At 66.3% G+C, this 22,602-nt stretch carries 19 protein-coding genes; 6 read left to right on the forward strand and 13 right to left on the reverse strand.

Annotation, left to right across the window (positions count from 1 at the left end; genetic code table 11):
* Positions 1 to 13: 13 nt before the first annotated feature.
* From B0G83_RS26770 to B0G83_RS26785, 4 genes are all read right to left on the reverse strand, one after another.
* Positions 14 to 1,177, reverse strand: coding sequence for a hypothetical protein (locus tag B0G83_RS26770; protein WP_105510387.1), 1,164 nt, complete (start codon positions 1,175 to 1,177; stop codon positions 14 to 16).
* 214 nt (positions 1,178 to 1,391) lie between these two features.
* Positions 1,392 to 1,772: a copper resistance protein CopC gene (locus B0G83_RS26775; RefSeq protein WP_105510388.1), complete on the reverse strand. Its 381-nt coding sequence runs from the start codon at positions 1,770 to 1,772 to the stop codon at positions 1,392 to 1,394.
* A gap of 33 nt (positions 1,773 to 1,805) precedes the next feature.
* Positions 1,806 to 2,729 (reverse strand): hypothetical protein, encoded by a 924-nt coding sequence (locus B0G83_RS26780; protein WP_105510389.1) that lies wholly within the window; start codon positions 2,727 to 2,729, stop codon positions 1,806 to 1,808.
* Between the two features lie 106 nt (positions 2,730 to 2,835).
* A complete protein-coding gene (locus tag B0G83_RS26785; protein ID WP_105510390.1) occupies positions 2,836 to 3,267 on the reverse strand; it encodes a DUF2946 domain-containing protein in 432 nt (143 codons plus the stop codon).
* A 204-nt stretch (positions 3,268 to 3,471) separates the two neighbouring features.
* Between B0G83_RS26785 and B0G83_RS26790 the strand changes: the two genes are divergently transcribed.
* Positions 3,472 to 4,824, forward strand: a complete 1,353-nt coding sequence (locus tag B0G83_RS26790; protein WP_105510391.1) for a TAXI family TRAP transporter solute-binding subunit — start codon at positions 3,472 to 3,474, stop codon at positions 4,822 to 4,824.
* Positions 4,825 to 4,843: 19 nt separating this feature from the next.
* On the opposite strand, the gene B0G83_RS26795 is transcribed toward B0G83_RS26790, so the two are convergent.
* The 3 genes from B0G83_RS26795 to B0G83_RS26805 form a co-directional block, all read right to left on the reverse strand.
* Entirely contained in the window at positions 4,844 to 5,611 is a 768-nt protein-coding gene (locus B0G83_RS26795) for a ProQ/FinO family protein (protein WP_105510392.1), read from the reverse strand.
* 110 nt (positions 5,612 to 5,721) lie between these two features.
* Positions 5,722 to 7,086: an ATP-binding protein gene (locus B0G83_RS26800; RefSeq protein ID WP_105510447.1), complete on the reverse strand. Its 1,365-nt coding sequence runs from the start codon at positions 7,084 to 7,086 to the stop codon at positions 5,722 to 5,724.
* On the reverse strand, positions 7,086 to 7,745 hold the full coding sequence (locus B0G83_RS26805) for a response regulator (protein WP_105510393.1): 660 nt from the start codon (positions 7,743 to 7,745) through the stop codon (positions 7,086 to 7,088). Before B0G83_RS26805 ends, B0G83_RS26800 begins: the two co-directional genes overlap by 1 nt.
* A gap of 211 nt (positions 7,746 to 7,956) precedes the next feature.
* Between B0G83_RS26805 and B0G83_RS26810 the strand changes: the two genes are divergently transcribed.
* The 3 genes from B0G83_RS26810 to B0G83_RS26820 are packed head-to-tail and all read left to right on the forward strand — an operon-like array spanning position 7,957 to position 13,551.
* A complete protein-coding gene (locus B0G83_RS26810; RefSeq protein WP_105510394.1) occupies positions 7,957 to 9,360 on the forward strand; it encodes a TolC family protein in 1,404 nt (467 codons plus the stop codon).
* Complete coding sequence (locus B0G83_RS26815; protein ID WP_105510395.1) at positions 9,350 to 10,504, forward strand: efflux RND transporter periplasmic adaptor subunit; 1,155 nt, start codon at positions 9,350 to 9,352, stop codon at positions 10,502 to 10,504. Before B0G83_RS26810 ends, B0G83_RS26815 begins: the two co-directional genes overlap by 11 nt.
* Positions 10,501 to 13,551, forward strand: coding sequence for an efflux RND transporter permease subunit (locus B0G83_RS26820; RefSeq protein ID WP_105510396.1), 3,051 nt, complete (start codon positions 10,501 to 10,503; stop codon positions 13,549 to 13,551). The genes B0G83_RS26815 and B0G83_RS26820 overlap by 4 nt, the downstream gene beginning before the upstream one ends.
* 27 nt (positions 13,552 to 13,578) lie before the next feature.
* On the opposite strand, the gene hpnK is transcribed toward B0G83_RS26820, so the two are convergent.
* Genes hpnK through B0G83_RS26835 form a run of 3 tightly spaced genes read right to left on the reverse strand, consistent with a single transcriptional unit; the run spans position 13,579 to position 16,061 of the window.
* Positions 13,579 to 14,406 carry a hopanoid biosynthesis-associated protein HpnK gene (hpnK, locus tag B0G83_RS26825; protein WP_105510397.1) on the reverse strand — a complete coding sequence of 276 codons (828 nt, stop codon included), beginning with the start codon at positions 14,404 to 14,406 and terminating at the stop codon, positions 13,579 to 13,581.
* Entirely contained in the window at positions 14,396 to 15,700 is a 1,305-nt protein-coding gene (gene hpnI, locus B0G83_RS26830) for a bacteriohopanetetrol glucosamine biosynthesis glycosyltransferase HpnI (protein ID WP_105510398.1), read from the reverse strand. Before hpnI (B0G83_RS26830) ends, hpnK begins: the two co-directional genes overlap by 11 nt.
* Before the next feature lie 10 nt (positions 15,701 to 15,710).
* A complete protein-coding gene (locus B0G83_RS26835; protein WP_105510399.1) occupies positions 15,711 to 16,061 on the reverse strand; it encodes a hypothetical protein in 351 nt (116 codons plus the stop codon).
* Positions 16,062 to 16,425: 364 nt separating this feature from the next.
* On the opposite strand from B0G83_RS26835, the gene B0G83_RS26840 reads away from it, so the two are divergent.
* Both B0G83_RS26840 and B0G83_RS26845 read left to right on the forward strand, forming a co-directional pair.
* A complete protein-coding gene (locus tag B0G83_RS26840; protein ID WP_105510400.1) occupies positions 16,426 to 17,085 on the forward strand; it encodes a response regulator in 660 nt (219 codons plus the stop codon).
* Positions 17,082 to 18,485, forward strand: a complete 1,404-nt coding sequence (locus B0G83_RS26845) for an ATP-binding protein (RefSeq protein ID WP_105510401.1) — start codon at positions 17,082 to 17,084, stop codon at positions 18,483 to 18,485. The genes B0G83_RS26840 and B0G83_RS26845 overlap by 4 nt, the downstream gene beginning before the upstream one ends.
* Positions 18,486 to 18,516: 31 nt before the next feature.
* On the opposite strand, the gene B0G83_RS26850 is transcribed toward B0G83_RS26845, so the two are convergent.
* The 3 genes from B0G83_RS26850 to hpnJ all read right to left on the reverse strand — a co-directional run bounded on the left by B0G83_RS26850 (position 18,517) and on the right by hpnJ (position 22,279).
* The gene (locus tag B0G83_RS26850) at positions 18,517 to 19,569 is read right to left on the reverse strand and encodes a lysylphosphatidylglycerol synthase domain-containing protein (protein ID WP_105510402.1); all 1,053 of its coding nucleotides are present in this window, start codon (positions 19,567 to 19,569) and stop codon (positions 18,517 to 18,519) included.
* 131 nt (positions 19,570 to 19,700) lie between these two features.
* On the reverse strand, positions 19,701 to 20,861 hold the full coding sequence (hpnI, locus tag B0G83_RS26855; RefSeq protein WP_105510403.1) for a bacteriohopanetetrol glucosamine biosynthesis glycosyltransferase HpnI: 1,161 nt from the start codon (positions 20,859 to 20,861) through the stop codon (positions 19,701 to 19,703).
* On the reverse strand, positions 20,858 to 22,279 hold the full coding sequence (hpnJ, locus tag B0G83_RS26860; protein WP_105510404.1) for a hopanoid biosynthesis associated radical SAM protein HpnJ: 1,422 nt from the start codon (positions 22,277 to 22,279) through the stop codon (positions 20,858 to 20,860). The genes hpnI (B0G83_RS26855) and hpnJ overlap by 4 nt, the downstream gene beginning before the upstream one ends.
* Positions 22,280 to 22,602 lie beyond the last annotated feature (323 nt).

Here is a 22,602-nt window from a genome sequence, read left to right on the forward strand (position 1 = left end):
CAGCGCCCGTCGTCTAGAAGGTGCGGATTGCCGATGACGTGTGAGCTCGCTTGCCGCCGGGAGCCGGTTCAAGCGGTTCGATTTCATCCGCGCCGAAGAAGAAGCGCTGCCCGGGCATGTGCGGCATGCGAACGTCTTTGGCCGGGCCATCGTCGAACATCACGGCGACGTGCACATGATCGTCGGCATCGCGTTCGATCGATTCGACGGTCGCGATCATGCCGCTCAGCGCGATATCGAAGATATCCGCACGGCCGCGCGGCCGCAGACGCACCTGATCGCCGACGTGGACCTCGCCGCCCGCCACCCGCACACACGCAAGCGACGGCCGCGCGTCGTACAGCGCGCCGGCGCGGTCCGGTTCGAGACGGGGGAAGTCGTCGAGCGCAACCGGCGCGGCAAGCATCGTGTCGCGGCGTTGCTCGTCGCCGATCAGCACCGGCCAGACGCCGATGTTGCGACACGCGGCCGAGCATGCGGCCAGTTCGTCCGGCGGATAGCGCGACGAGAGCCACGTGCCGCGCTCGATCGTGAGCACCGTGTGACACGCCATCAGCGCATGCAGCGACGCCGTATCGTGCGACATGCCGCGAACGTGATCGAGCCGCGTTTCGTTGACGATGCGAGCCCTCAGCCGGTAAATACTGTCGGCCACGCGCGATACGCTCAATTCGACCCGCCCTTGCAACACCGCGCCATGCACGGCGCCCAGCCGGTCCGCGAGCGGTGCCAGTTCGCCGGAAGCGTCGAACGAAAAGGCAATCTCCCGCGCGGATGCCAGCATGTCGCCGAGCAACAGCACAGGCACCGCGATATGACGTTCGAGCGCGTCCTGTCGCGGCATATCGCGCCGTCCGTCGAGATCGGGCACGGGCACCGCGCGCCACCCGGGTTCGCCCGACGCGGGCCGTGGCGCCGCGTTTTCCGCCGCCGGCGCAATCCGCTCGACGATCTGCAAGAAGGCCGGCCGCACCGCCACGCGCGTCTGCTCGCTACCGCGCAGCAGGCATTCGCTTTGCGCCACCCAGGGATCGTTGCCGGAAACCTCGGCATAGGCGCGCGGGTACACGCCGCCAAGGGGCCAGCGCTGACGGTTTTTCAACGCGCCCCGCCGCGATGACTCCGGCAGAAAGCCGTCGTACAGCACCGTCTGGACCACGCTTTCGACCGCGTTCACGATATGTCCTCCGAGGCCGCCGACCCGTATGCGAACCGACCCTGCCGGTCGGCGCGCCACAGGGATCGACTGGCACGCGGCGGCATCCGCACGCGCCTTCGCCGTGCTTCACGTGTCTTTTGATAATAGTACGTTTCGCACGCTTCGCGAGGCCCCGGACCATCGTGCGCCGCGGCATCGCGCGAACGACGCCGCAGCGCTTTACCGCGGCCGCTTACTTCACATTGAAGCCGTAGTCGCCGTGCGTGCGATGGCCGTCGTCGGCCACCGCCACCCAGTGCACCGTGTAGTGACCGGCGGCGAGCGTCGGCAACGGCACCGCGATCGCCGCAGCCTGCTGCGCGTCGACCGCGGACTTCGCCGTGTTGACCTGCTTGCCGGCCGCGTCGGTGACCGTCAGCGAACTGAAGGCCGGCTCCAGCGGGCCGTCGAAAATCACCCGCACCTGCGCGGGCGAGGCCACCGTCGCGCCCGCGCCTGGTTCCTGCTTCTGCGGAAACACATGCGCAAACGCAGCGCTTGCAAATGCGAGGCCGGCCACGAGCGTGGTCAATTTCGCGGTTTTGTATGCGCCTGGCAGTCGATCGTTTTTCATCGTGCTTCTCCTGCGTGACTGAAGTTATCGAGGTTACTGAAACAGCGGTTTGCCGATCGTGGTCGGCGCGACGTCGTCGAGGAACACGTGGGCCTGCACCAGAATGCCCACATGCGATCCGCTGGCGCGGTTGATCGGGATCTGCGCTTCCACACCGAACTGACCGTAACGGTTGATCCAGATGAAACCCGGATTGACCGTGCCGGTGGTTTGCCCCTGGCTGCGCGACAGCGGGACCTCCACCAGCGGAATCAGATTCGACAGCGGCTGCGGCAGGCCGACATCGTGTACGTGCTGCTGGAGGTACGGCAGGCTGTACTGGAACGTGAAGCCGTAGTTGAACGCGTTCGGTTGCCCCGCGCCGGTGGTGAGGGCCGGACCCGCCTCGCCGGTGATCGCGATCGGGCGCAGATACGCCAGCGCGTCGGGCAGATCGCCCATGCCCTTGCCCGCGTAGACGGTCGGCGAAATGGTCGAGAAGTTGTCGCCGATCGCGCGGCTGCCGGTGCCGCCGAGGTCCGCATCCACCCCGACCGAGGTCATGAACTCGTGGGCGTCGTTGACGTACAGCATGTACTTCAGGCCGACCCCGAAATTGTCGAAGCCGCGCGCGGTCGGATTGTTCTGCATCACGTAACTACCGTTGACGGACACCGCGAGGCGCGGCGTGATCAGCTTGTCGTACTCGACGTTGAAGGTGTTGATGCTCTGATCGCCGTTGTCGCCGGGCACGCGTTGGTGGCCGTACTGGAAGTCGGCTTCATCGCCGACGCCGGGATCGTCGACGGCCATGGTCGCCGGAAAGACACGGTCGCCGGCAATGGCATGGGCGTGAGCTGGCGACGGTGCACCGAGCAGAACGCTCGTGGCGGCCGCGATGAGCGAGGCGGCGCGCAGCGGGCGACCGCTGCGCGGTTGGCGCGTTGCGCGTGTTTTGCGCGTGGTGGGGGTCGGCATGGTTCATCCTGTTTCATGGGTCGTGACGAGGCCGGCGCGCAGCGTCGAACCGACGTGCGGCGGCCGTCGCGCTGCGTCTGGACGCATCGCGACGTGATGACTTGAATCAGGCGTTGAACGGCGGCGCGCGGGGCTGCGCGAATGTGAGCGGCTCGACGCGGCGAACGCTCTCGAAGCGGGTGGCGATGGTGTGCTGGCGAGCCCGCACGGCGACCGTGAAGAGCGTCCCGACACTCGGTACGGCCGGCATGTGAGCCAGCAGGCTGCAGTAGCCGCAGGCGTCGCCGTCGGACATCGACGTGTGCGGCGGGTGTTGGCTGGGGTCGATTGGGGCGGAGGCGTGCTGCGTGGACGACATGGCATGCATTGAAGCCATCGGCATGGACGCCATCGATGCCATCATGCAATGCTCGGGCATCCTGCCTGCCGCTGCGCCGCGCGCGGCGAGCGTATGCGAGATCGTCGGCGCGAGCGTGGCCATCAGGATCGCCAACAATCCCAGCCAACTGCCGATCTTCCGATAGAAACGACTCAAGATACGCCCGACGACACGATGACAAGCTATCGCGAATTATGCCATGGCCTCCCCCGTCGGCCGACCTCCCCAGGCGCCGTGATGCCGGATATTTGCCCCCCCCGGCAGGTTCTTCCGGCCACCCGGTCAATAGAGCAAACTGCCGACGGCAAACCCCTGACAGACAGGGGACAATGCGGTCATCCCGGCTCCCGGCACGGAGTGTTCATGAAAGCGCAGCGCCCGCCTTCCCCGTCCTTTCCCGACGATCACCCGCATGCCGAGTGGCGCGATCACACGCTCTCCTACGTGATCGTGGCCGCGCTCATCATCCTGCTGGTGACGCTGGGCGTCTGGCTGATCGATCCGGCGCCGCCGAAAACCATCACGATGAGCGCGGGTCCGCACGACAGTTCGTTCGTCGTCGCCGCCGATCAGTACCGGAAAATCCTCGCCCGCAACGGCATCAAGCTGAACGTGCTGGAGTCGGACGGCTCGGTGCAGAACCTGCGGCGTCTGCTGGACCCGAAGCAGCATGTCGACGTCGCGCTCGTGCAGGGCGGCGTCGCCGACGGCTCCGACACGTCCTCGCTGATGTCGCTCGGCAGCGTGTTCTACATTCCGGTGGTGGTGTTCTATCGCGGCTCCGGCGTGAGCGAGCTTTCACAACTGGAAGGCAAGCGGATCGCGGTGGGTCGCGAAGGTAGCGGCACACGCATGCTGGCGCTCAAACTGCTGGACGCGAACGGCATTGAACCCGGCGGCAGCACGGTGCTGGTGCCGAGCGACGGCATGCAAGCCGCCACCCAACTGGTGGCGGGCGAGGTCGACGCGGCGATTCTGAACGGCGATTCGGCCACCCGTGGGCTGATGCTGCGCCTGCTGAAAGTGCCCGGCGTCTCGGTGATGAATTTCGACGAGGCTGCCGCCTATACGCGTCTCTTCCCGTATCTGGACGAGATCGATCTGCCACCCGGCGTGCTGGATCTGAAACACCGGATTCCGCCCGAGACCGTGCATCTGATCAGCCCGACGGTGGAACTGGTGGCGCGCACCAGCCTGCATCCGGCGATCTCCGATCTGCTGATCGAAGCCGCGCAGGAAGTGCACGGCATGCCGGGGCTGTTGCAACACGCGGGAGAGTTTCCGAATCCGGTGGCGCGCGAATATCAGATCAGCGAAGACGCGCAGCGCTACTACAAGACCGGCAAGAGCTTTCTATACCGCACGCTGCCGTTCTGGCTGGCGAGTATCGGCGACCGCACGCTGGTGTTGCTGCTGCCGATGGCCGTGCTGTTGTTCCCCGCGATGCGGCTGATTCCGGCGCTGTACCGGTGGCGGGTGCGCTCGCGCATCTATCGGTATTACGGGTCGCTGATTGCGATTGAACGCGGCGCGCTCGCCGATTTGACCGATGCGGAACGACAACGTCTATTCGTTGAGCTGGATCAAATCGAGGCGTCGCTGAACCGGCTGCGTATGCCGCTTGCTTATGCGGATGCGTTTTATGTGCTGCGGGAGCACGTCGGCTTCGTGCGCGGCCGGCTGGCGGCCGCGGCGCGGGAGCACAGCCACCCCTAGGCGGGGTGGCGTGAGCTTTTTATGCAGCTGGCGTGGCCGGCGGGGTGTCGGCTGCGGGCGTCGGCTCGGCTGCGGGTGTCGGTTCGGCGGCCGGTTCCGCCGCTTCGGCAACCGGTTCGTGATGGACCGCTGTGTCTGCCGCGCCGGCTGGCGGCGCGCTGTCGGCGCTAACTTCGGCCGCAGCCGCTGCCGCCGCCTTCTGCGCCCCGCGATTCGCGCGATGCGCTTGCAGGCGCTGCGCGCCCGCCGCTTCCTGCGCGCTCACCGTGCCGGCTTCACCGCCCGTCAGATCCACCCGTGCCGCGCCTTCGACGAGACACTTCCAGTAGCGGCTGCCACGGCACCACGTCTTGATCGCGTCGCGCAATTCGGCTTCGCTCAGCGACAGCTCTTTCGAGTGGACCACGAGGTCCTCGAAAATGCCCACTTTCAGCGGCAGCTTCGGCGCCGGGTTCTTCGGGAACGCATTCGGAAAACGCTTCTGCAGACGGCCGATCGATTTCACCACCGGGTCCACCGGCTTCGCATCCGCCGGCCTGGCGTGCGCGGACGGCCGCGCGCGCGCCGGCGCCTGGGCGTTCGCCTCCGCATTGGCGTTCGGCGCAGCGTCGGGCGCGTGACGGCGCGGCGGCTGCGCAGGCTTCGCGTGATGCCGTTCGCCAGCCTGGGCAGCGGGCTTCGCGCCAGGCCTGGAACCACGCTTTGCATCCGGCTTGGCGGCAGGCGCCGCTTCGGCTCGCGCCGCGGCCAGTTGCTTCTTCAGTTCGGCAAGTTGTTCGAAACCCATAGCGCACAATCGATCGAGAAAGACGAGATTGTAGCAGCGTGTGGAAACCCGCTCGTGACAACGCTCAGCGGTTGGTACACACGGCCTGCGGACAGGTCGGTCCGGCACCCTCATCGCCGCGCCGGCGCGGCGATTTCGCCCTCGTGCGCAGGCAGGCCGGACACGGTCACGCACAGGCCCGCGCGACCCGGATTGTTGCGCAACGACAGTTCGAGCTGATGCCGCCCGGCGATCCGCGACACGATCGCGAGCCCCAGCCCGCTGCCCTCGCCCTGCGCCTCCTCGCCCCGGTAAAAGCGGTCGAACACCCGTTCCAGCTCGGCTTCGGGAATGCCCGTGCCGCTATCCACCACGTCGAGCCCCACCTGCTCGCCCGCGCGCTTCAGGATCACGTCGACGCGCCCGCCACGCGGCGTATGACGAATCGCGTTGTTGATCAGATTGGCCAGCAGCACGCTCATGCCGTGCGGCTCGGCCAGCACGGTATAGGGGTCGGTCGCCGAACGCGCGCCCTCGCATTCGAGACCGAGATCGATCTCCTTCGCCTCGGCGAGCAGCGAGCAATCGCCCACCGCCTGCTCGCCGATCCGCCGCAAGCTGACCGGCGCGCGCGACGTCACCGGCTGCGCGTCCTCGCGCGCCAGCGTCAACAGTTGCTGCACGAGGTGAATGATCCGGTTGACGCGCCCTTCGAGGCGTTCGAGCGTCTGCCCTTCGCCCTTCAGCGAGCCGTCGCGCGAGGCCGCCTGCAATTGCAGCTTGAGCGCCGCGAGCGGCGAGCGCAATTCGTGCGCGGCGTCGGCGATAAACGTGCGCTGCGCCTGCGACGCGATGTGCAGTCGATGCAGCAGATCGTTGAGCGCCTCGACCAGCGGCTTCATTTCGACCGGCACGGCGCCGTCGAGATGCAAGGGCTCCAGCGAGTCGATCGAACGGGTGGACACCGCGCGCGACAGGCCGCCGATCGGCGCCAGCCCACGCGCCACCACCAGCAGCACCAGCACGATCGTTACCGGCACCAGCACGGCGAGCGGCCACAGCGTATGCAACGCGAGGCGCAGCGCGAGATCCTCACGCACGGAAACCGGCTGCGCCACCTGGATATAGCGCTCCGGCTGCGCCACGCCGAACGTGCGCCAGTGATACTCGCCGCGCTCCACGGTGTTGAACCCCGCGGGCAGGCGCGCGAACACCGGCGCCTGCATCGAGTGATAAATCAGCGCGCCGGTGCGGTCCCAGATTTCGATGACGATACGGTCGTCGGCCAGATCGCCGAGATCGGGCGGCCGATGTTCGCCGTCGCCCGTGCCGCTCAGATTCGACGGTAAAGACAGCGCGACCGTGCGCAGTTCGTAGTCGAACAGTTCGCTGGCTTCCTCGCGCGCGGTGTGAAAAATGCCGTAGCCGGCCATGCCCGAGGCCGCCGCCATGCCGAAGATCAGCCAACCCAGCAGCCAGCGGCGAATCGACGTCATCAGCACCTCTTCAGACGGTAGCCCACGCCGCGCACCGTCACGACCTGGTCCGCGCCGATCTTGCGCCGCAAGCTGTGCACGTGAACTTCGATGGTGTTGCTGCCCACTTCCTCGCCCCAGCCGTACAGCTTCTCCTCGAGCTCGGCCTTGGTGAACACGCGCGTGGGTTCTTCGATCAGTGCCTGCAGCAGCGCGAATTCGCGCGGCACCAGCGGCAGCAGTTCGCCCGCCTTGGTGACTTCGTGCGCGGCAGGGTCGAGCGTGAGTTCGCCGTGCGCGTAGACCGGCTGCTTCTGACCGGTGCGCCGACGCAGCAAGGCGCGGATACGCGCGGCCAGTTCGTCGAGGTCGAACGGTTTGATCAGGTAGTCGTCGGCGCCGGCGTCGAGGCCGCGAATCCGCTCGTCGACCGCGTCGCGCGCGGTCAGGATGATGACGGGCGCCGCCCCGCCGCTTTTGCGGTACGCGTTGAGCACGTCGATGCCGTCTTTTTTCGGCAGGCCGAGGTCCAGCAGCACCAGGTCGTACACGCCGTTGCCCAGCGACAGTTCCGCCGCGCGGCCGTCTTCGGCCCAGTCGATCGCGTAGCCGGCGCGGCGCATCGCACCCAATACCGTTTCCGCGATCATGTCGTCGTCCTCGACCAGTAGCAAACGCATAACCTCTCCCCCCGCAACGTAGTTGCGCTCCAGTGTGCCCGGATTGTGACGCCCGCCAGCTTAACGCTTCCTTATGGGACGCTGAGGGCGGGCTTAATTTTCAGTTAAGCATGTCTTAAGCGCCGCCTCCGCAGAATCGCCTCCTGTCATGCGGCAACCGCAAGTCTTTTAGCCACGTGCGCTTGCCCCGTCTTGGTTCAGGAGCCCGATTTTGCCCGTCTTTCACGCCACCGCGGCGCCCCTGCGCGTCCTCGTGCCGCTCTGCGCCTTGTTGATCGGCGGCTGCACGTGGTATCACCGCGAGCCGCTCGCGCCGCGCGACACGTCCATGTCGGCGCGCACGCTCGAACGCATCCGGATCGATCCATCGACCATGCCGCTGCCCGAACTGGCCGCGCATCGTTTCGATCCGTCGGATGGACTCGACATCGACGAAGTCGCGATGCTCGCGGTCGCCAACAATCCCGATCTCAAGCTGGCGCGCGACGATCTCGGCATTGCCCGCGCACAAGCCTACTCGGCGGGTCTGCTGCCCGACCCGCAGCTGAGCGTGTCGAGCGATTATCCGGGCGCGGCGGGCACCACGCGCGCCTTCAACTACGGCTTGAGCATCGACGTAATGGCGATCGTGTTGCGCAGCGCGAATAAACAGTCCGCGGACGCGACCGTCGTCAAAACCGATCTCGGCCTGCTGTGGCAGGAATGGCAGATCGTCGGGGCGGCGCGGCAACTGTTCGTCAAAACGCGCTTCCAGCAGGACACGCTGCCGCTGCTGCGGCAACAACGCGATCTCGCGCGCACGCGTTACGAACGGATGGCCGACGCGCACCGCGACGGCAACCTCACCGACGACACGCTAAATGCGGCGCTCACCGCCTACAGCGACGCGCGCAAGCAATTCACCGACGCCGAACGCGCGACGGAGCAAACGCATCACGACCTCAACGCATTGCTCGGCCTCTCGCCCGATGTGCAATTGCCGCTCACCGGCGACGACAGCGTGGCCCCGCTCGCCGACCCGACGCTCGACTCGGCACTCACCGATCTCGCGCGACGCCGCCCCGATCTGATCGCGCTGCAAGCCGGCTACGAAGCGCAGGAGCAGAAATACCGCGCGGCGGTGCTCAGCCAGTTCCCGAGTCTGTCGGTGGGTTTCGTGCGGGCGCGCGACACGTCGAACATCTACACCAGCGGCTTTCAGATCAACCTGAGCCTGCCTGTATTCAACCGCAATCAGGGCAATGTCGCGATCGAAAAGGCCACCCGCCAACGGCTGCGCGACGAGTATCAGTCGCGCCTGAACCAGGCTTACGCGGAGGTCGCCCATCTGCGCGCGGACGACGCGATCCTCACGCGACAGCTGCGGCAAACCGAAGACGCGCTGCCCGGCGTCGACCTGGCCGCGCGGCACGCGGCGGCCGCCTACGCGGACCACGACCTCGCGCTCGGCGCTTATACCGATGCGCAAAGCGCCGCGCTGACCAAACACGTCGACGTCGCGACGCTGCGCGAGGCGCTCGCCGAACAACGCGTCGGTTTGCAGGCGCTGCTCGGCAGCGCGATTCCCGACGCCTTCACCTCCGATCGAACCTTCATCGACACTCATGCGAAATAGCCTTTCTCCAGCACTGCGGCGGCGTCTCGCCGTAGCCGCCTTGGCCGCCGTGGCCATTACCGTGGCGGCTTTCACACTGGCCGGCATGGCGTTTCACGCGTCGGGCGCCGCCAGTGCGGCGACGGCCACAGGCGCCTCCGACAGCGCCGGACAACCCGCCGTCGCCGTACAGACCGTGCGCGTGCAACGCGCCGTCATCGCTCAACCGGTGCGCGGTTACGGTATCGTCGCGACGTCCGCGTCCAGTCTCACCACCGTCAATCTGCCGTACGTCGCGCGCATCGTGCAGATGCGTGTGCAGACCGGTCAGCGCGTGACACGCGGCACGCCGCTGCTCGTCGTGCAGGCCGATCCCGCCACCGTGCTCGCCGCGACTCAGGCGAAAAGCGCCGTGACGCTCGCGCAAGGCGAGTTGGCGCGCACGCAGTCGCTGTTCGACAAAGGGCTTGCCACCCAGTCGCAACTGGCCGCCGCCCGCAAGGCCAATGACGACGCGCGGCAGGCGCTCGCCGCCCAGAATCAGAGCGGTGTGGCGAGCGGCAACCAGGTGGTTGCCGCGCCGCGCGACGGGGTCGTGCTGCAGGTGTCGGTGGCTCAGGGCGATCAGGTGCAGGCGGGCGCGGCGATTCTGCAACTCGCGAATGACACAGAGGTCACCAACACCCGCCCCAACGTCACGCTCGGCGTCGAACCTTCGGACGCCGCCACCATTCACATCGGCGACACGGTCACCCTGCACGGCCTGTCCGCCTCGCTCGCGAAAGCCGCCATCGCAGGCCGCGTGGTGCTGGTCGGCGCCGCCATCGACCCGCAAAGCCAGCTCGTCGACATCGGCGCGATCGTGCCGACCGGCCAGAGCGCGTTCATACCCGGGGTCCACGTCAGCGCCGACATCGCCACTCGCGGCGGCACGCACTGGATCGTGCCGCGCGCGGCCGTGCTGAAAGACGAACAAGGCGCCTATGTTTTCCAGACCACGCCGCAAAACAACGCCCGTCGCGTGGCCGTGACGATCCAGGTCGAAAACGGCGACCGTTACGGCGTGGAGGGTCAGCTCGACGCCGCGCAAGGACTCGTGGTCAGCGGCAACTACGAACTGCAGGACGGCATGGCGGTGCAAACCGGCGGAGGCGCACCGCGATGAATTTCGGTCAATGGATGCAGACGCACCGCCGCTCGCTGCTGTTCGTGATCGCGTTGCTGGCGATCGCGGGCGCACTCACGGCATTCCGTCTGCCGATTTCGCTGTTCCCGAACGTGGCGTTTCCGCGCGCGGTGGTCTCGCTCGACGCGGGCGACCGCCCCGCCGAACAGATGGCCACGCTCGTCACGATGCCGGTCGAAGAAGCGCTGCGTCGCGTACCGAATGTGCGCGACGTCGAATCGACCACCAGTCGCGGCGCGGCGGAAATCTCGCTGAACTTCGACTGGGGCACCGACATGGCGCAGGCCACGTTGCAGGCCCAATCGGCGATCAGCGAGATTCTCGCGACGCTGCCGCCCGGCACTTCGATGCAGGTGCGCCGCATGGACCCGACGGTGTTTCCGGTGCTGGCGTACAGCCTCACATCGAAGCGGCAGTCGCCGGCCGCGCTGCGCGATCTCGCGCAATTCCAGATGCGGCCGCTGCTGTCGTCGGTGGAAGGCGTGGCGCGCGTCGACGTGACCGGCGGTGCGCAGGACGAGTTCGAAGTCGCCGTCGACCCCGCCCGCCTCGCCGCGTACAAACTGTCGCTCGCGGAGGTGTCGAAAGCGATCGGCGCAAGCAACGTGCTGATGGCGAATGGCCGTATCGAGGATCACGACAAGCTGTATCTCGTGATCGCCAACACCACCATCACGCGGCTCGACGAACTGCGCAACGTTGTCGTCTCCGCGGCGGGCGCCACGCAGATCCGGCTTGGCGACATCGCCACCGTCCGTCTGGGCGTCACGCCGCAATGGGTGCGCGTCACCGCCGACGGCCAGGACGCCGTGCTGGTCAACGTCTACCAGCAGCCGGGCGCCAACAGCGTGGCGATGGCCAAGGCGATCCGCGCGAAGCTCGCGGCCTTCCAGCCGCAGATGCCGCCCGGCGTGACACTCGCCAACTGGTACGACCAGAGCGAACTGGTGATCGCCTCGGCCACCAGCGTGCGCGACGCGATCATGATCGGCGTGGTGCTGGCCGCGTTGACGCTGTTCGCTTTCCTGCGCAACGGGAAGATCACGGCAATCGCCGTGGCGCTGGTGCCGGTCGTGATGGCCGCCACGATCCTGCTGCTCGACGTGTTCGGCATGGGCTTCAACATCATGACGCTAGGCGGCATGGCGGCCGCCGTCGGCCTCGTGATCGACGACGCCATCGTGATGATCGAACACATCGTGCGGCGCATGCGCGAAGGCGGCGCGCGCGCGTTTCACGGCCGCGTGATGGCGGCCGCGCTGGAATTCACGCGGCCGCTGGCCGGCTCGTCGGCGGCGACGCTGATCATTTTCGTGCCGCTGGCGTTTCTGTCCGGCGTGACCGGGGCGTTCTTCAAGGCGCTCTCGGTGACCATGGCGAGCGCGCTGTTCATTTCGTTTCTCGTCACGTGGCTCGCGGTGCCGATTCTGTGCGACCGCTGGCTCAAACCGCAAGACGCCGACGAACATCGCGAAACCCGCTTCGCCGCATGGATGAACCGGCGCTACGCGGTGCTGGTCGAGCGCGTCACCGGCCGGCCGATGCTCGTGCTGCTCGGCTTGCTGCCGTTGATCGTGGTGGCCGCGTTCGCGTTCACGCGGGTCGGCAGCGGCTTCATGCCGAGCATGGACGAAGGCGGTTTCGTGCTCGACTATCACACCGAACCCGGCACCTCGGTCACCGAGACCGATCGGCTGATGAAGCAGATCGAGGGCATCATCCGTGCGAATCCGAATGTCGCGACGTATTCGCGCCGCACCGGCGCGGGCCTCGGCGGCGATCTCAACGAGCCGAACAAGGGCGACTTCTTCATCCGCCTCAAATCGGGCCGGCGCGAACCGATCGACACGGTCATGGAAGAGATCCGCTCGAAGATCGACACCCAGGTGCCCGGCGTGAGCATCGAACTCGCGCAGTTGATGGAAGACCTGATCGGCGATCTGACGGCCGTGCCGCAGCCAGTACAGATCAAGATCTATTCCGACGATCAGACCACGCTGGACGCCACCGCGAAAAAAGTCGCCGCGCGGATCGGCAAGATTCAAGGCGTGGTGGACGTGAACGACGGCATCAACCCGGCCGGCGACGCGCTCGAATTACACATCCGCCCGGAAGCGGCGGCGGCCGAGGGCATGGACCCGCAGTCGGTCGCGCAAGCGGTGTCCGACATGGTGGAAGGGAACGTGGCGACGCAGTTCCAGAGCGGCCCGAAAACGGTCGGCGTGCGCGTGCGGGTGGCCGGCGCGATGACGCTGACCGATACGCAACTGGCGCGCTTACAGATTCGCGCGCCGGACGGTCATCTGTTCGCGTTGAACCGCGTGGCGGAGCGGGTGACGGTGACCGGCCAGCCGGAGATCAGCCGCGACAATCTGAAGCGGATGGTGGCGGTGACCGCGCGTATCGACGGACGCGATCTGGGCTCGACGATTGCCGACGTACAGAAGGCGCTCGGCGACAAAAACCTCTTGCCCAACGGCGTGTACTACGAATTGGGCGGTTTGTACCAGCAACAGCAGATCGCGTTCAAGGGCCTGCTGAGCGTGTTCGGTGCCGCGATCGCGCTGGTGTTCGGCCTGCTGCTGTTTCTCTACGAGCGCTTGCGCGTCGCGCTCGCCGTGATGGCCATGCCGTTGCTCGCGGCCGGCGCGGTGTTCATCGGGCTTTGGGCGACCGGCATCGAACTGAACATCTCCGCGATGATGGGCATGACGATGATTATCGGCATCGTGACCGAGGTGGCGATTTTCTATGTATCGGAGTTGCAGACGCTGATGCGCGACGACGAGATGCCACTCGACGCGGCCTTGATCGCCGCCGGCCGCAATCGTCTGCGCCCCATCGCCATGACGACGATCGCCGCGATTCTGGCGCTGCTGCCGCTCGCGTTCGCGCTCGGGCAAGGGTCGGCAATGCAGCAGCCGCTGGCCATCGCCATCATCTCCGGGCTGACGGTGCAGTTGCCATTGGTGCTGCTTCTACTGCCGGTGTTGTTGAAGCTGCTGATGAAACAACAGGCCATCTAGCTAAGGGCGACGCGGCTTGCGCGGGAGCTACCCCGGCAACACATCCGCGAAACCGCCCAGCCTTGCGCCCGTAGCTCGAATCGCCGCCGCGACGCGCGGCGACAACAACGCCTGCAGTTCGTCGGCGTGCCGGTAATCCCGCATGCCGTGACTCAATGCGCGGTCGCCGGCCATGGCCGGATGGCAGTAAATCTCGCTCACGCCATCCGGCAAATCGGCGAGCGCCTGGAGCCACACCGCTTCACCCATGCGGCCACTATCGGCGATTCCCACCACGTAATCGTTGTGCACGATCCCCGCGCGATCCAGCCGCGCCCGGACCATGGCCATCCACGGCCTCAGCCAGAGCGGCGCCGTTACCTCGAACGGTAGACGCATCGCCCGCATGCCGTAGTCGCGGCCGATCTCCAGGATCAGACCGAGCACCGTCGGATGCACATGAAAATGCTTGTGCGTGTTGACGTGGTCGAGCGGCAAACCCGTGTTCGCGAATGCGTCGAACTGCGCGCGAATCTCGCGCGCGAGTTGCCTGCGCACATGCGGCAACAGGAAAAACCGCACACCGTCCCACGCCATGTTGTCGCCGAAACGGCCGTGCTCGTCGAGCAGCGCGGCGATTTCCGCACGCGGCGTAAGCGCGTCGCCGTCGGCCAGCACCAGGTGCAAGCCAACGCGCAAGTGCGGCAGCGTGCGTGCGCGCGCCACCGCATCGGCGGCGGCCGGCGCGCCGATCATCAGGCTCGCGGCGCTCAGCACGCCGTCGCGATGCGCGCGCTCGACCGCCAGATTCACGCGCGGGTGCAAACCGAAATCGTCGGCGGTCACGATCAGCGCGCGTGGCCCGCTAGCCGCCATCGGAAGTCTCCATCACGTCCATCACGCTGAGCGTGGCGCTACGCGCCGCCGCTGCTTCGAGCGGCACGCGCGCGCCGCGCCACGTCACATGCGAGCCGAACGCGGCCGCGGCCCATTGCAGCGTCAGCAACGTATCGCGCAACGGCACCAGCGGCAGATCGCGCCAGAAGGTCCGCTCATGACGTGCGGCGCGGCCATGCAGCAGCAGGCGCGCCGCCGCGCCCGCCAGCGTGCCGGCCGCGCAGGCGAACGCCGCCGTGAGGTGCGCACCGTCCGCCGGCCCCAGCGCCAGATTGACGGCCAGCCACGCGCCGGCCAGCAGCCAGGGCGAGGTGAACGTAATGGGCAATGCCGCGAAGCCGAACAGATTCACCGAACGTATGGTGCGCAACCAGCGCGTTTCGCGCTGCCACAAGGCGGCAAAGGTCGGTTCGATCACGTCCGTGGCCACCATCACGCGCGAGAGCACCGTGGGCAGTCCGAGCGCGCGGACGTGTTCGGCCAGCCAGTAGTCGTCGGCGAGGCAGTTTTTCAGGGCAGCGAAACCGCCGATGCGGTCGAGCGTCGCGCGCCGCAACGCGAGCGTCGCACCGAAACCGAAGCGGCGCGATCCGGCCGCGTGGGCGACGCGCACCGACGGCGCGAACCACTCGTTGATGAAGAGCGCGCCCAGCCGCGGCCAGAATCCGCCGACGCCCTGCGCGACGTAGAGACAGGTCACCACGCCGACCTGCGGATCCGCCAGTGGCGCTGCCACGGTGTCGAGATAATCGGCTTCGACGGCGATGTCGCTGTCGGCGATCACGATCACGTCATGACGTGCATGCTCGGCCATATTGATCAGATTGCTGACCTTGAGATTGGTGCCGTGCACGCGCGTGTCGATGGCGAGTTCGATGTCGTGCCGCGGATACGCCGTCTGCAGGCGGCGCACCACCGCGATCGCGGGATCGTCCGGCGACGACACGCCGAGCACGAGCTGGAAATGGCCGTGGCGTTGATCGCAGAACGTGCGCAGGTTTTCGTAGAGACGCGGTTCGACGCCGCACAGCGGCTTGAGCACGCTGACGCCGACATGAGTGAAGGAATAGCCGCCGGGTAGCACGCTGGACGCTGCGCGGGCGGCTGCATCGGTCGACGCATTCGCCGCGCCATGAACCGTCGCGTTGGATGCCGTGCGGCGGCGTCCGCCGAAGAACGGCATCGCCACCGCCGCGACCATCGCGTACAGCGACGCGCCGGCGCAGCCGGCCAACAGAAGCCACTGCCATGCCGTCAGCGCAGGCGCGGCCATGGCGACACCATCAGTGCCCGGCGAGCACGAACGGCCTGCCCGTCAGGCGCAAATGGAGAACGACGAGCCAGCCCTGCGGACAGTCGGCGGCGATGGAGACGCGGTGCTCGTGCGCGTCGTGCGGGGTGGCATGGTGGCTACGCAGCGCGGCTTCGAAAGCGGCCTGCGCGAAATCCCGCGTCACGATCACGCCGCTGACGATCGCGGCCAGCGCCAGCAGGCGGAACGGCGTGGAAGCGAAGAGTTGCTGCGAGACCGGCAACAACAGCAGCGCGACGCACGCGAGCAATTGCGCGCACAGAGCAGTGAACGAGGCCACGATCAGATGGGCGCGCAGCATGTCGACGGTAAGTGGCTTCATGGCGTGGTCTCGTGACCTGGCTTCCGGCTAACCTGCTAGCCTGGTGAAAAGCACGGCGCACCCGGCCTCGGTGCGCGTTGCCGGGATTGAACCCCGACCGTGCGTTTCATCGATATGCTTACGATCAAATTGCGACGACGTGGCAGAACAGCGACGACACAGCATGGTGCCGCGCGTTCATGACGGCCACACGACAGTCACCTGTCGAACGGCGATAGTATCGATCCAAGCTGAAGGAAACCTTAAGGAAAAGACGCCATGAAACACGTGGCGAACGAGGTGGTTAGACTTAAGATAAGCGGTTCGTCGGACACTTAAAAAGTCACACCGCCATGCGGTCCCTGTCGAACGGAATCACACCATCATGCGCATCCTCCTCGTAGAAGACGACGATCTGATCGGCTGCGGCATCGAGGCCGGTTTGCGGCAAGCCGGCTTCACCGTCGACTGGGCGCGCGACGGCCACAAGGCCGGTCTCGCGCTCGACACCACCGCCTATGCACTGGTCATACTCGATCTCGGCCTGCCGCGCGTCTCCGGCATGGAATTGCTGAAGCGTTGGCGCGACGCCGGCAAGGACGTGCCGGTACTGGTGCTGACCGCGAAGGGAACCGTGGTGGACCGGGTGAGCGGTCTCGAAGCCGGCGCCGACGACTACCTCGGCAAGCCCTTCGACCTGACGGAACTGATCGCCCGGTGCCGCGCATTGCTGCGACGCGCGCAGGGCCGCAGCGTCGAGCTGATCCGCTATCAGGATCTGACCGTCAATCCGAGCGCGCAAACCGTCGAGGTGGGCGCAACGCGCGTGTCGCTCACGTCGCGCGAATGGGCGATCCTGATGCAGTTGCTGACCCACCAGGGGATTCCGCAATCGCGCTCGCGGCTCGAGGAAAGTCTGTACGGCTGGCAGGAGGAAATCGAGAGCAACGCGATCGAGGTGCACGTGTCGAATCTGCGTAAAAAACTGGGCGCGAGGCTGATCCGCACCGTGCGCAATATCGGCTACGTCGTGGAGAAAGCGTGATGTCGCCGTCCATCCGCCGGCGTCTCGTTCTGCTGGTGCTGGCCAGCATCGTACTGGTGTGGGGTGTCGCGCTGATCACCAGCTACGGTCAGGCCAAGCGTGAAGTCAGCGAGTGGGAAGAAGCGCGCCTCGCGGAACTCGCGCAGATTCTCGCGCTGCTCGATCAACGCAATCTGACCACGCTCGCGAACGCGCGCATCGACGTACGCGAAGAAGAAAAAGGCGGCGAGCCCGGCGCGAACGACGCCGACGACGACGACGCCTTGCCGCGCGACGCCCTCTTCCAGGTGCGCAACGCGAATGGCGACATGCTGGCGGGCAGCCCGCAATTGCATGCGCTCAATGCATGGGATCTGCCGGTGCCGCCCGCGAGCGGCGCGGAAGACGTGACGCTGGGCGGCCAGCGGTACCACTCGTTCACGTTGCGCGAGACCACGCTCGGCCATATCGTGCGCCTGTTCGAACCGGCCAATACGCGCAGCGACCTGGTGAGCGGCGTGGCAAGCCGGATCGCGCGGCCTACGCTGATCGCGCTGCCGGTGCTGGCCGTGCTCGTGTGGTTCAGTATCGGCTTGAGTCTGGCGCCGCTCAAGGTGCTGTCGGGCGCGATCCGTTCGCGCGACGTGAACCGGCTCGAACCGGTCGACATCGGCCGGGCGCCGACCGAGGTACGGCCGCTCGTCGACGCGATCAATCTGCTGCTGTCGCGTCTGCTGCATTCGCTGGAGCGTGAACGGGCCTTTACCGCCGACGCCGCCCACGAACTGAAGACGCCGCTGGCCGCGATCAAGGTGCAGGCGCAAGTCGCGCTCGCCGAACCGGACACGGCCTTGCAGCGGCTCGCGATGGAACGCGTGGTGCAAGGCGTGGACCGCAGCGCGCGGCTCGCCGAGCAACTGTTGCTGCTGGCGCGGCTCGACGTGCACGAGAAACTGTCCACGGTGCCGCTCAAACCCGCCACGGTCGCGAAAGACGCCCTGCTCGCCAACGAACGCAATGCGCAGCAGAAACATATCCGCGTGACGCTCACCGGCGACCCGCGCGCCGAGATTCATGCGGAGCCGGTGCTGATCGGGATTCTGCTCGACAACCTGCTGGATAACGCGATCAAGTATGGGCAGTCCGGCGGCAACATCGAAGTCGCGGTGGAACACGCCGCGGACCGTGTGCAGCTGACCGTTCGCGACGACGGCCCGGGTGTCGCGCCGGGCGATCTCGACCGTCTGACGAATCGCTTCTTTCGCGCGACGGGTAATCAGGCGACAGGGAGCGGACTGGGGCTGTCGATCGTCGCGCGGATCGCCGAGCATTTCGGCGCGGATTTGCGGCTCGGCCAGGGGATCGGCGAGCGTGGCCTGTCGGTGCAGGTGTCGTTTCCCGCCTATGCGGCGGTGCGGTGAGGCGGTGTGATAAAGCGGTAGCGGTCAACCCCTAACGCCGGCTCGCTTCGCCTGCCACTTGCCGCTCGGCCAGCGTCACGCCAGACACGCGCCCCGCCTCTTCCGCCGCACGCTCGGGCGCACGCTTCGACGACTCCGCGAACTGCCAGGCAATCAGCCCCGGCACGAACATCAACAGATCGCGAATCCGCCGCGCGCCGGCCAGCGCAAGGCACAACGAAGGCTCGAGCCCGAGCGCACCGCCGATCAGAATGAAACCGCCCTCCTGCACGCCCAAACCGCCCGGCACGAAGAACGCGGCGCTGCTGATCGCCTGAATCAGCGACTCGATCACCACCGCCTCGACCAGCGTGATGCGCACGCCGAGAAAGTACAGCGCGATCCAGATTTCCAGCGACGTCAGCAGACATTGCAGCGGCTGCCAGAAAAACAGATAGCGCAGCACCACGCCGCGCCGCCGCCAGATCAGCTTGATGGTCCGATCGATCCGCGCCGACTCGCCGACCAGCGCCGCGAGCTTGCCGCTGGTCATCCGGTCGAGCACGCGGCTCATGCGTTCGAACGGACTCGCATGCTGCACCAGCGCGAATAGCACGAACAGCGGCGTCAGCACCACCACGCCCCACGCGAGTTGAGAGGCCAGCCGCAACGTATCCGAATGGGCATGCGCGAAGAGAAAACCGATGCCCACCATCGTGAACATCAACTGGCTGATGACCGTGAGCTGCATGTCGACGATGATGCTGCCGACCGCCATTGACGGCCGCACGCCCCAGCGCCGGAGCATCCGGAACGACACCACCTCGCCGCCGATCCGCGCGACCGGCAGCATGCAGTTGACCGACTCGCGCACCCACACGAGATGCAGCATGCGGCCGACGCCCGGCCGGTTCGCGCCGCGAATCAGCGAACGCCAGTCGCAGGCGTTGGCGATCATCGGCAGCACGTGCGCGAGCGCCGCCAGCACCAAACCCGCGCCGGCCGCCCGCAGCGCGCCGAGCACGGCGACCGGATTCTCCCGCCAGACGAGCCACAGCGACAGCAACAAGCCGACGAGTGCGGCCGCGCGACCGAGATGCTTCATCACGCCGCCACCTCGCGCGCGCGATACGGATGCGCCGCGCCGGCGGCGTCATGACGTTGTGGTTCGGGCGCGCCACGTTGCGTGGCCGCTCCGGACTGCCGTGGATCCGTCATTCGTGAATTATTCGTTCGTCATTCGTCGGGCTGCGCCGACAACAGGCCGTCGCCGTCCACCTTGAAACTGAAGCCGCGCCAGATCACGCGCGACGACCAGAAACTCGCGACGAAAATCGCAAATGACACGATATCCCATAACGGCAACAACCACAGATCGCGGCGCGCCTGACGCAACGCCCGATCGGACAGCAGCTTCAGCGCGAGCCTTGCGCTCATCGCCAGCAAAGCGAGTGCCCACGCCCATGGCGCAGCGCCTGAAAACACCACGGTCAGCAACGCGAACGCGAGCGGATGAATCAGCGCGGAGCCGAGATGACCGAGCGGATCGACGCTGCGAATCGTGCGGCTCCAGCGCAGTTCGTGCGCGATCAGTTGCATCGCGCTCGTTTCGACGCACGCGTGCGAAATCGTGAACGGTGGAATCACCACCTTCTCGCCGATCATGCGCACCGCCTCGCCGATCGCGTGATCTTCCGCGAGATGCCGCACGAACGGCGTGAAGCCGCCGATTTTTTCGAGTGTGTCGCGCCGCATCGCGATCGTCTGACCAAAGCATGGGCGGGCAAGGCCGAGCGCGAGACCGGTCACGACACCGGGCAGGAACTGATAGTTGGTCGCCTTCGCCGACAGCCTCGGCCAGAAGCCTGGATCGGGCGCGCCGCGATACACGCAGGTGACGAGTCCGACGCCCGGCTTCTGCAATTCGCCGATCACGTTGCGCAGATAATCCGGGCCGACGCTGACGTCGCTATCGGCGAACACCAGCACGTCGTGGCGCGCCTGCGGCAGCATATTGAGGATGTTGCTGATCTTGCGGTTCGGGCCGTAGAGGCGCGCGTCGGCCACCACGGTAATATCCGCGCCGGGATGCAGGCGCCGCAGGTCGTCGACGGTTTGCAACGCCGGGTCGGCGCTATCGTGCACGCCGAACAGGAATTGCACCGGACCCGGATAGTCCTGCTGGCAGAAGCTCGACAGATTGGCGAGCAATGCCCATTCGTTGCCGTGCAGCGGCTTGACGATCGTCACCGGCGGAAAGCTGCTCGGCGCGGACACCGCTCGCGCGAAGAAGCGCCCGATCAGCGCGCCGGCCAGCACCGTATAAGCGACGCCGAAAGCCGCCCCCGCCGCGCACGCACAGGCCAGCGTGGCGGCCAGCAGATGCAAGGCGCTCACGCCTCGTGAGCGCGCAGGAAGCGGAAAAATTCGACGCCTTCACGCAGGCGACGTTTCATCATGTCCCAACTGGTCAGCATCTCGCGCAGGATTTCCCAGATCTTCGACGGCCGGAAATAGAAGCGCTTGTAGAAGTTTTCCAGCTGATGATAGATCTCGTCGCGCGACAGATGCGGATAGCCGATCGCCGCCAGCTGCACGCCCGATTTGCTGACGAGGTTGATCACCTTGTTTTCTTCGAGCCAACCGTTGTCGACCGCCTGGTTATACAGCGTCGTGCCCGGATAGGGGGCGGCGAGCGATACCTGGATGGTATGCGGATTGATCTCCTTGGCGTACTCGATCGTCTTCTGGATCGTGTCCTGCGTCTCGCCGGGCAGACCGAGAATGAAGGTGCCGTGAATCTTGATGCCGAGCTTGCGGCAATCGTCGCTGAAGCGGCGCGCAATGTCGGTGCGCAAGCCCTTCTTGATGTTCAGCAGGATCTGGTCGTCGCCCGATTCGTAGCCCACCAGCAGCAGGCGCAGCCCGTTTTCCTTCATGATCTTCAGCGTCGCGTAGGGCACGTTCGCCTTCGCGTTGCAGGACCATGTCACGCCCAGTTTGCCGAGACCGCGCGCGATTTCCTCGACGCGCGGCTTGAAGTCGGTGAAGGTGTCGTCGTCGAACATGATCTCTTTGACTTCAGGCATGTTGTCGCGAATCCACTTCACTTCCTCCAGCACGTTCTCCGTGGAACGCGTGCGGTAGCGGTGCCCGCCCACCGTTTGCGGCCACAGGCAGAACGTGCATTTCGAGCGGCAGCCGCGGCCCGTATAGATCGACACGTACGGGTGCTTCAGATAGCCGATAAAGTAGTTGTCGATCTTCAGGTCGCGCTGGTAGATCGGCGCGACGAACGGCAGCTCGTCCATGTTCTCGAGGATCGGGCGGGCTTCGTTGTGTTCGATCGAGCCGTCGGGCGCGCGGTAGCTCAGACCCAGGATCCGGGCGAACGGTTTGCCTTCGGCGACTTCCTGGCAGGTGAAATCGAATTCCTCGCGGCAGACGAAATCGATCGCCTCGCTGGCGGTCAGCGAATTATGCGGATCGACCGCGACCTTCGCGCCGACCATGCCGACCAGCAGCGTGGGTTTGCGCTTTTTCAGGTCTTCGGCGAATAACGCGTCGGTGGGGAAAGACGGTGTGCTGGTATGGATCACCACCAGATCGTATTGCTGGGCGATGTCGAGCGTGGCGTCGACGGACAGGCCGTCGGCGGGCGCGTCGAGCACGCGGCTGTCGGGCACCAGCGCGGCGGGCTGGGCGAGCCACGTCGGATACCAGAACGAGCGGACTTCACGCTTGGCCTGATAGCGCGAACCCGCGCCACCGTCGAAACCGTCATACGACGGCGCCTGCAAAAACAGGGTTTTCATTGACGCTCCGGCAAGCCTTGATGGGTGCTTTCAGTTTTCTGTCGGAAAACCATCGGCACACTGACCCGGGGGGAAACGGGCGAATCGCGCTAATACTAAGGAGCGAAGCTGAAGGAAACCTGAAGAAAAAAATTCCGCCGCAGCGCGCGCGGCGCTGAAGTGGAGGTCCGCTCGTCGGCCTGGCTCCGACGAGTTTGTACCATCGCTTCCAGGCAAAATTTATTACAACCGGAAGGCGATTTCGCGGACGGTTTGATACCTATGCGGACGCGACCCGCAATGCATGACCGGCCGCGCACTCCCGTGCCCGGACCGGCTGCCCG

Source organism: Paraburkholderia sp. BL21I4N1 (genome assembly GCF_002973525.1).
Lineage (GTDB): Bacteria > Pseudomonadota > Gammaproteobacteria > Burkholderiales > Burkholderiaceae > Paraburkholderia.

Excerpts from the sequence above, each read along its gene's own strand:
- hpnI (WP_105510398.1), bottom strand. The coding sequence starts at position 15,700 with ATGGCCGCGCCTGCGCTGACGGCATGGCAGTGGCTTCTGTTGGCCGGC.
- hpnK (WP_105510397.1), bottom strand. The coding sequence starts at position 14,406 with ATGGCGGCTAGCGGGCCACGCGCGCTGATCGTGACCGCCGACGATTTC.
- B0G83_RS26820 (WP_105510396.1), top strand. The coding sequence starts at position 10,501 with ATGAATTTCGGTCAATGGATGCAGACGCACCGCCGCTCGCTGCTGTTC.
- B0G83_RS26850 (WP_105510402.1), bottom strand. The coding sequence starts at position 19,569 with ATGAAGCATCTCGGTCGCGCGGCCGCACTCGTCGGCTTGTTGCTGTCG.
- B0G83_RS26795 (WP_105510392.1), bottom strand. The coding sequence starts at position 5,611 with ATGGGTTTCGAACAACTTGCCGAACTGAAGAAGCAACTGGCCGCGGCG.
- hpnJ (WP_105510404.1), bottom strand. The coding sequence starts at position 22,279 with ATGAAAACCCTGTTTTTGCAGGCGCCGTCGTATGACGGTTTCGACGGT.
- B0G83_RS26840 (WP_105510400.1), top strand. The coding sequence starts at position 16,426 with ATGCGCATCCTCCTCGTAGAAGACGACGATCTGATCGGCTGCGGCATC.
- B0G83_RS26805 (WP_105510393.1), bottom strand. The coding sequence starts at position 7,745 with ATGCGTTTGCTACTGGTCGAGGACGACGACATGATCGCGGAAACGGTA.
- B0G83_RS26775 (WP_105510388.1), bottom strand. The coding sequence starts at position 1,772 with ATGAAAAACGATCGACTGCCAGGCGCATACAAAACCGCGAAATTGACC.
- B0G83_RS26835 (WP_105510399.1), bottom strand. The coding sequence starts at position 16,061 with ATGAAGCCACTTACCGTCGACATGCTGCGCGCCCATCTGATCGTGGCC.
- B0G83_RS26815 (WP_105510395.1), top strand. The coding sequence starts at position 9,350 with ATGCGAAATAGCCTTTCTCCAGCACTGCGGCGGCGTCTCGCCGTAGCC.
- B0G83_RS26780 (WP_105510389.1), bottom strand. The coding sequence starts at position 2,729 with ATGCCGACCCCCACCACGCGCAAAACACGCGCAACGCGCCAACCGCGC.
- B0G83_RS26790 (WP_105510391.1), top strand. The coding sequence starts at position 3,472 with ATGAAAGCGCAGCGCCCGCCTTCCCCGTCCTTTCCCGACGATCACCCG.
- B0G83_RS26800 (WP_105510447.1), bottom strand. The coding sequence starts at position 7,086 with ATGACGTCGATTCGCCGCTGGCTGCTGGGTTGGCTGATCTTCGGCATG.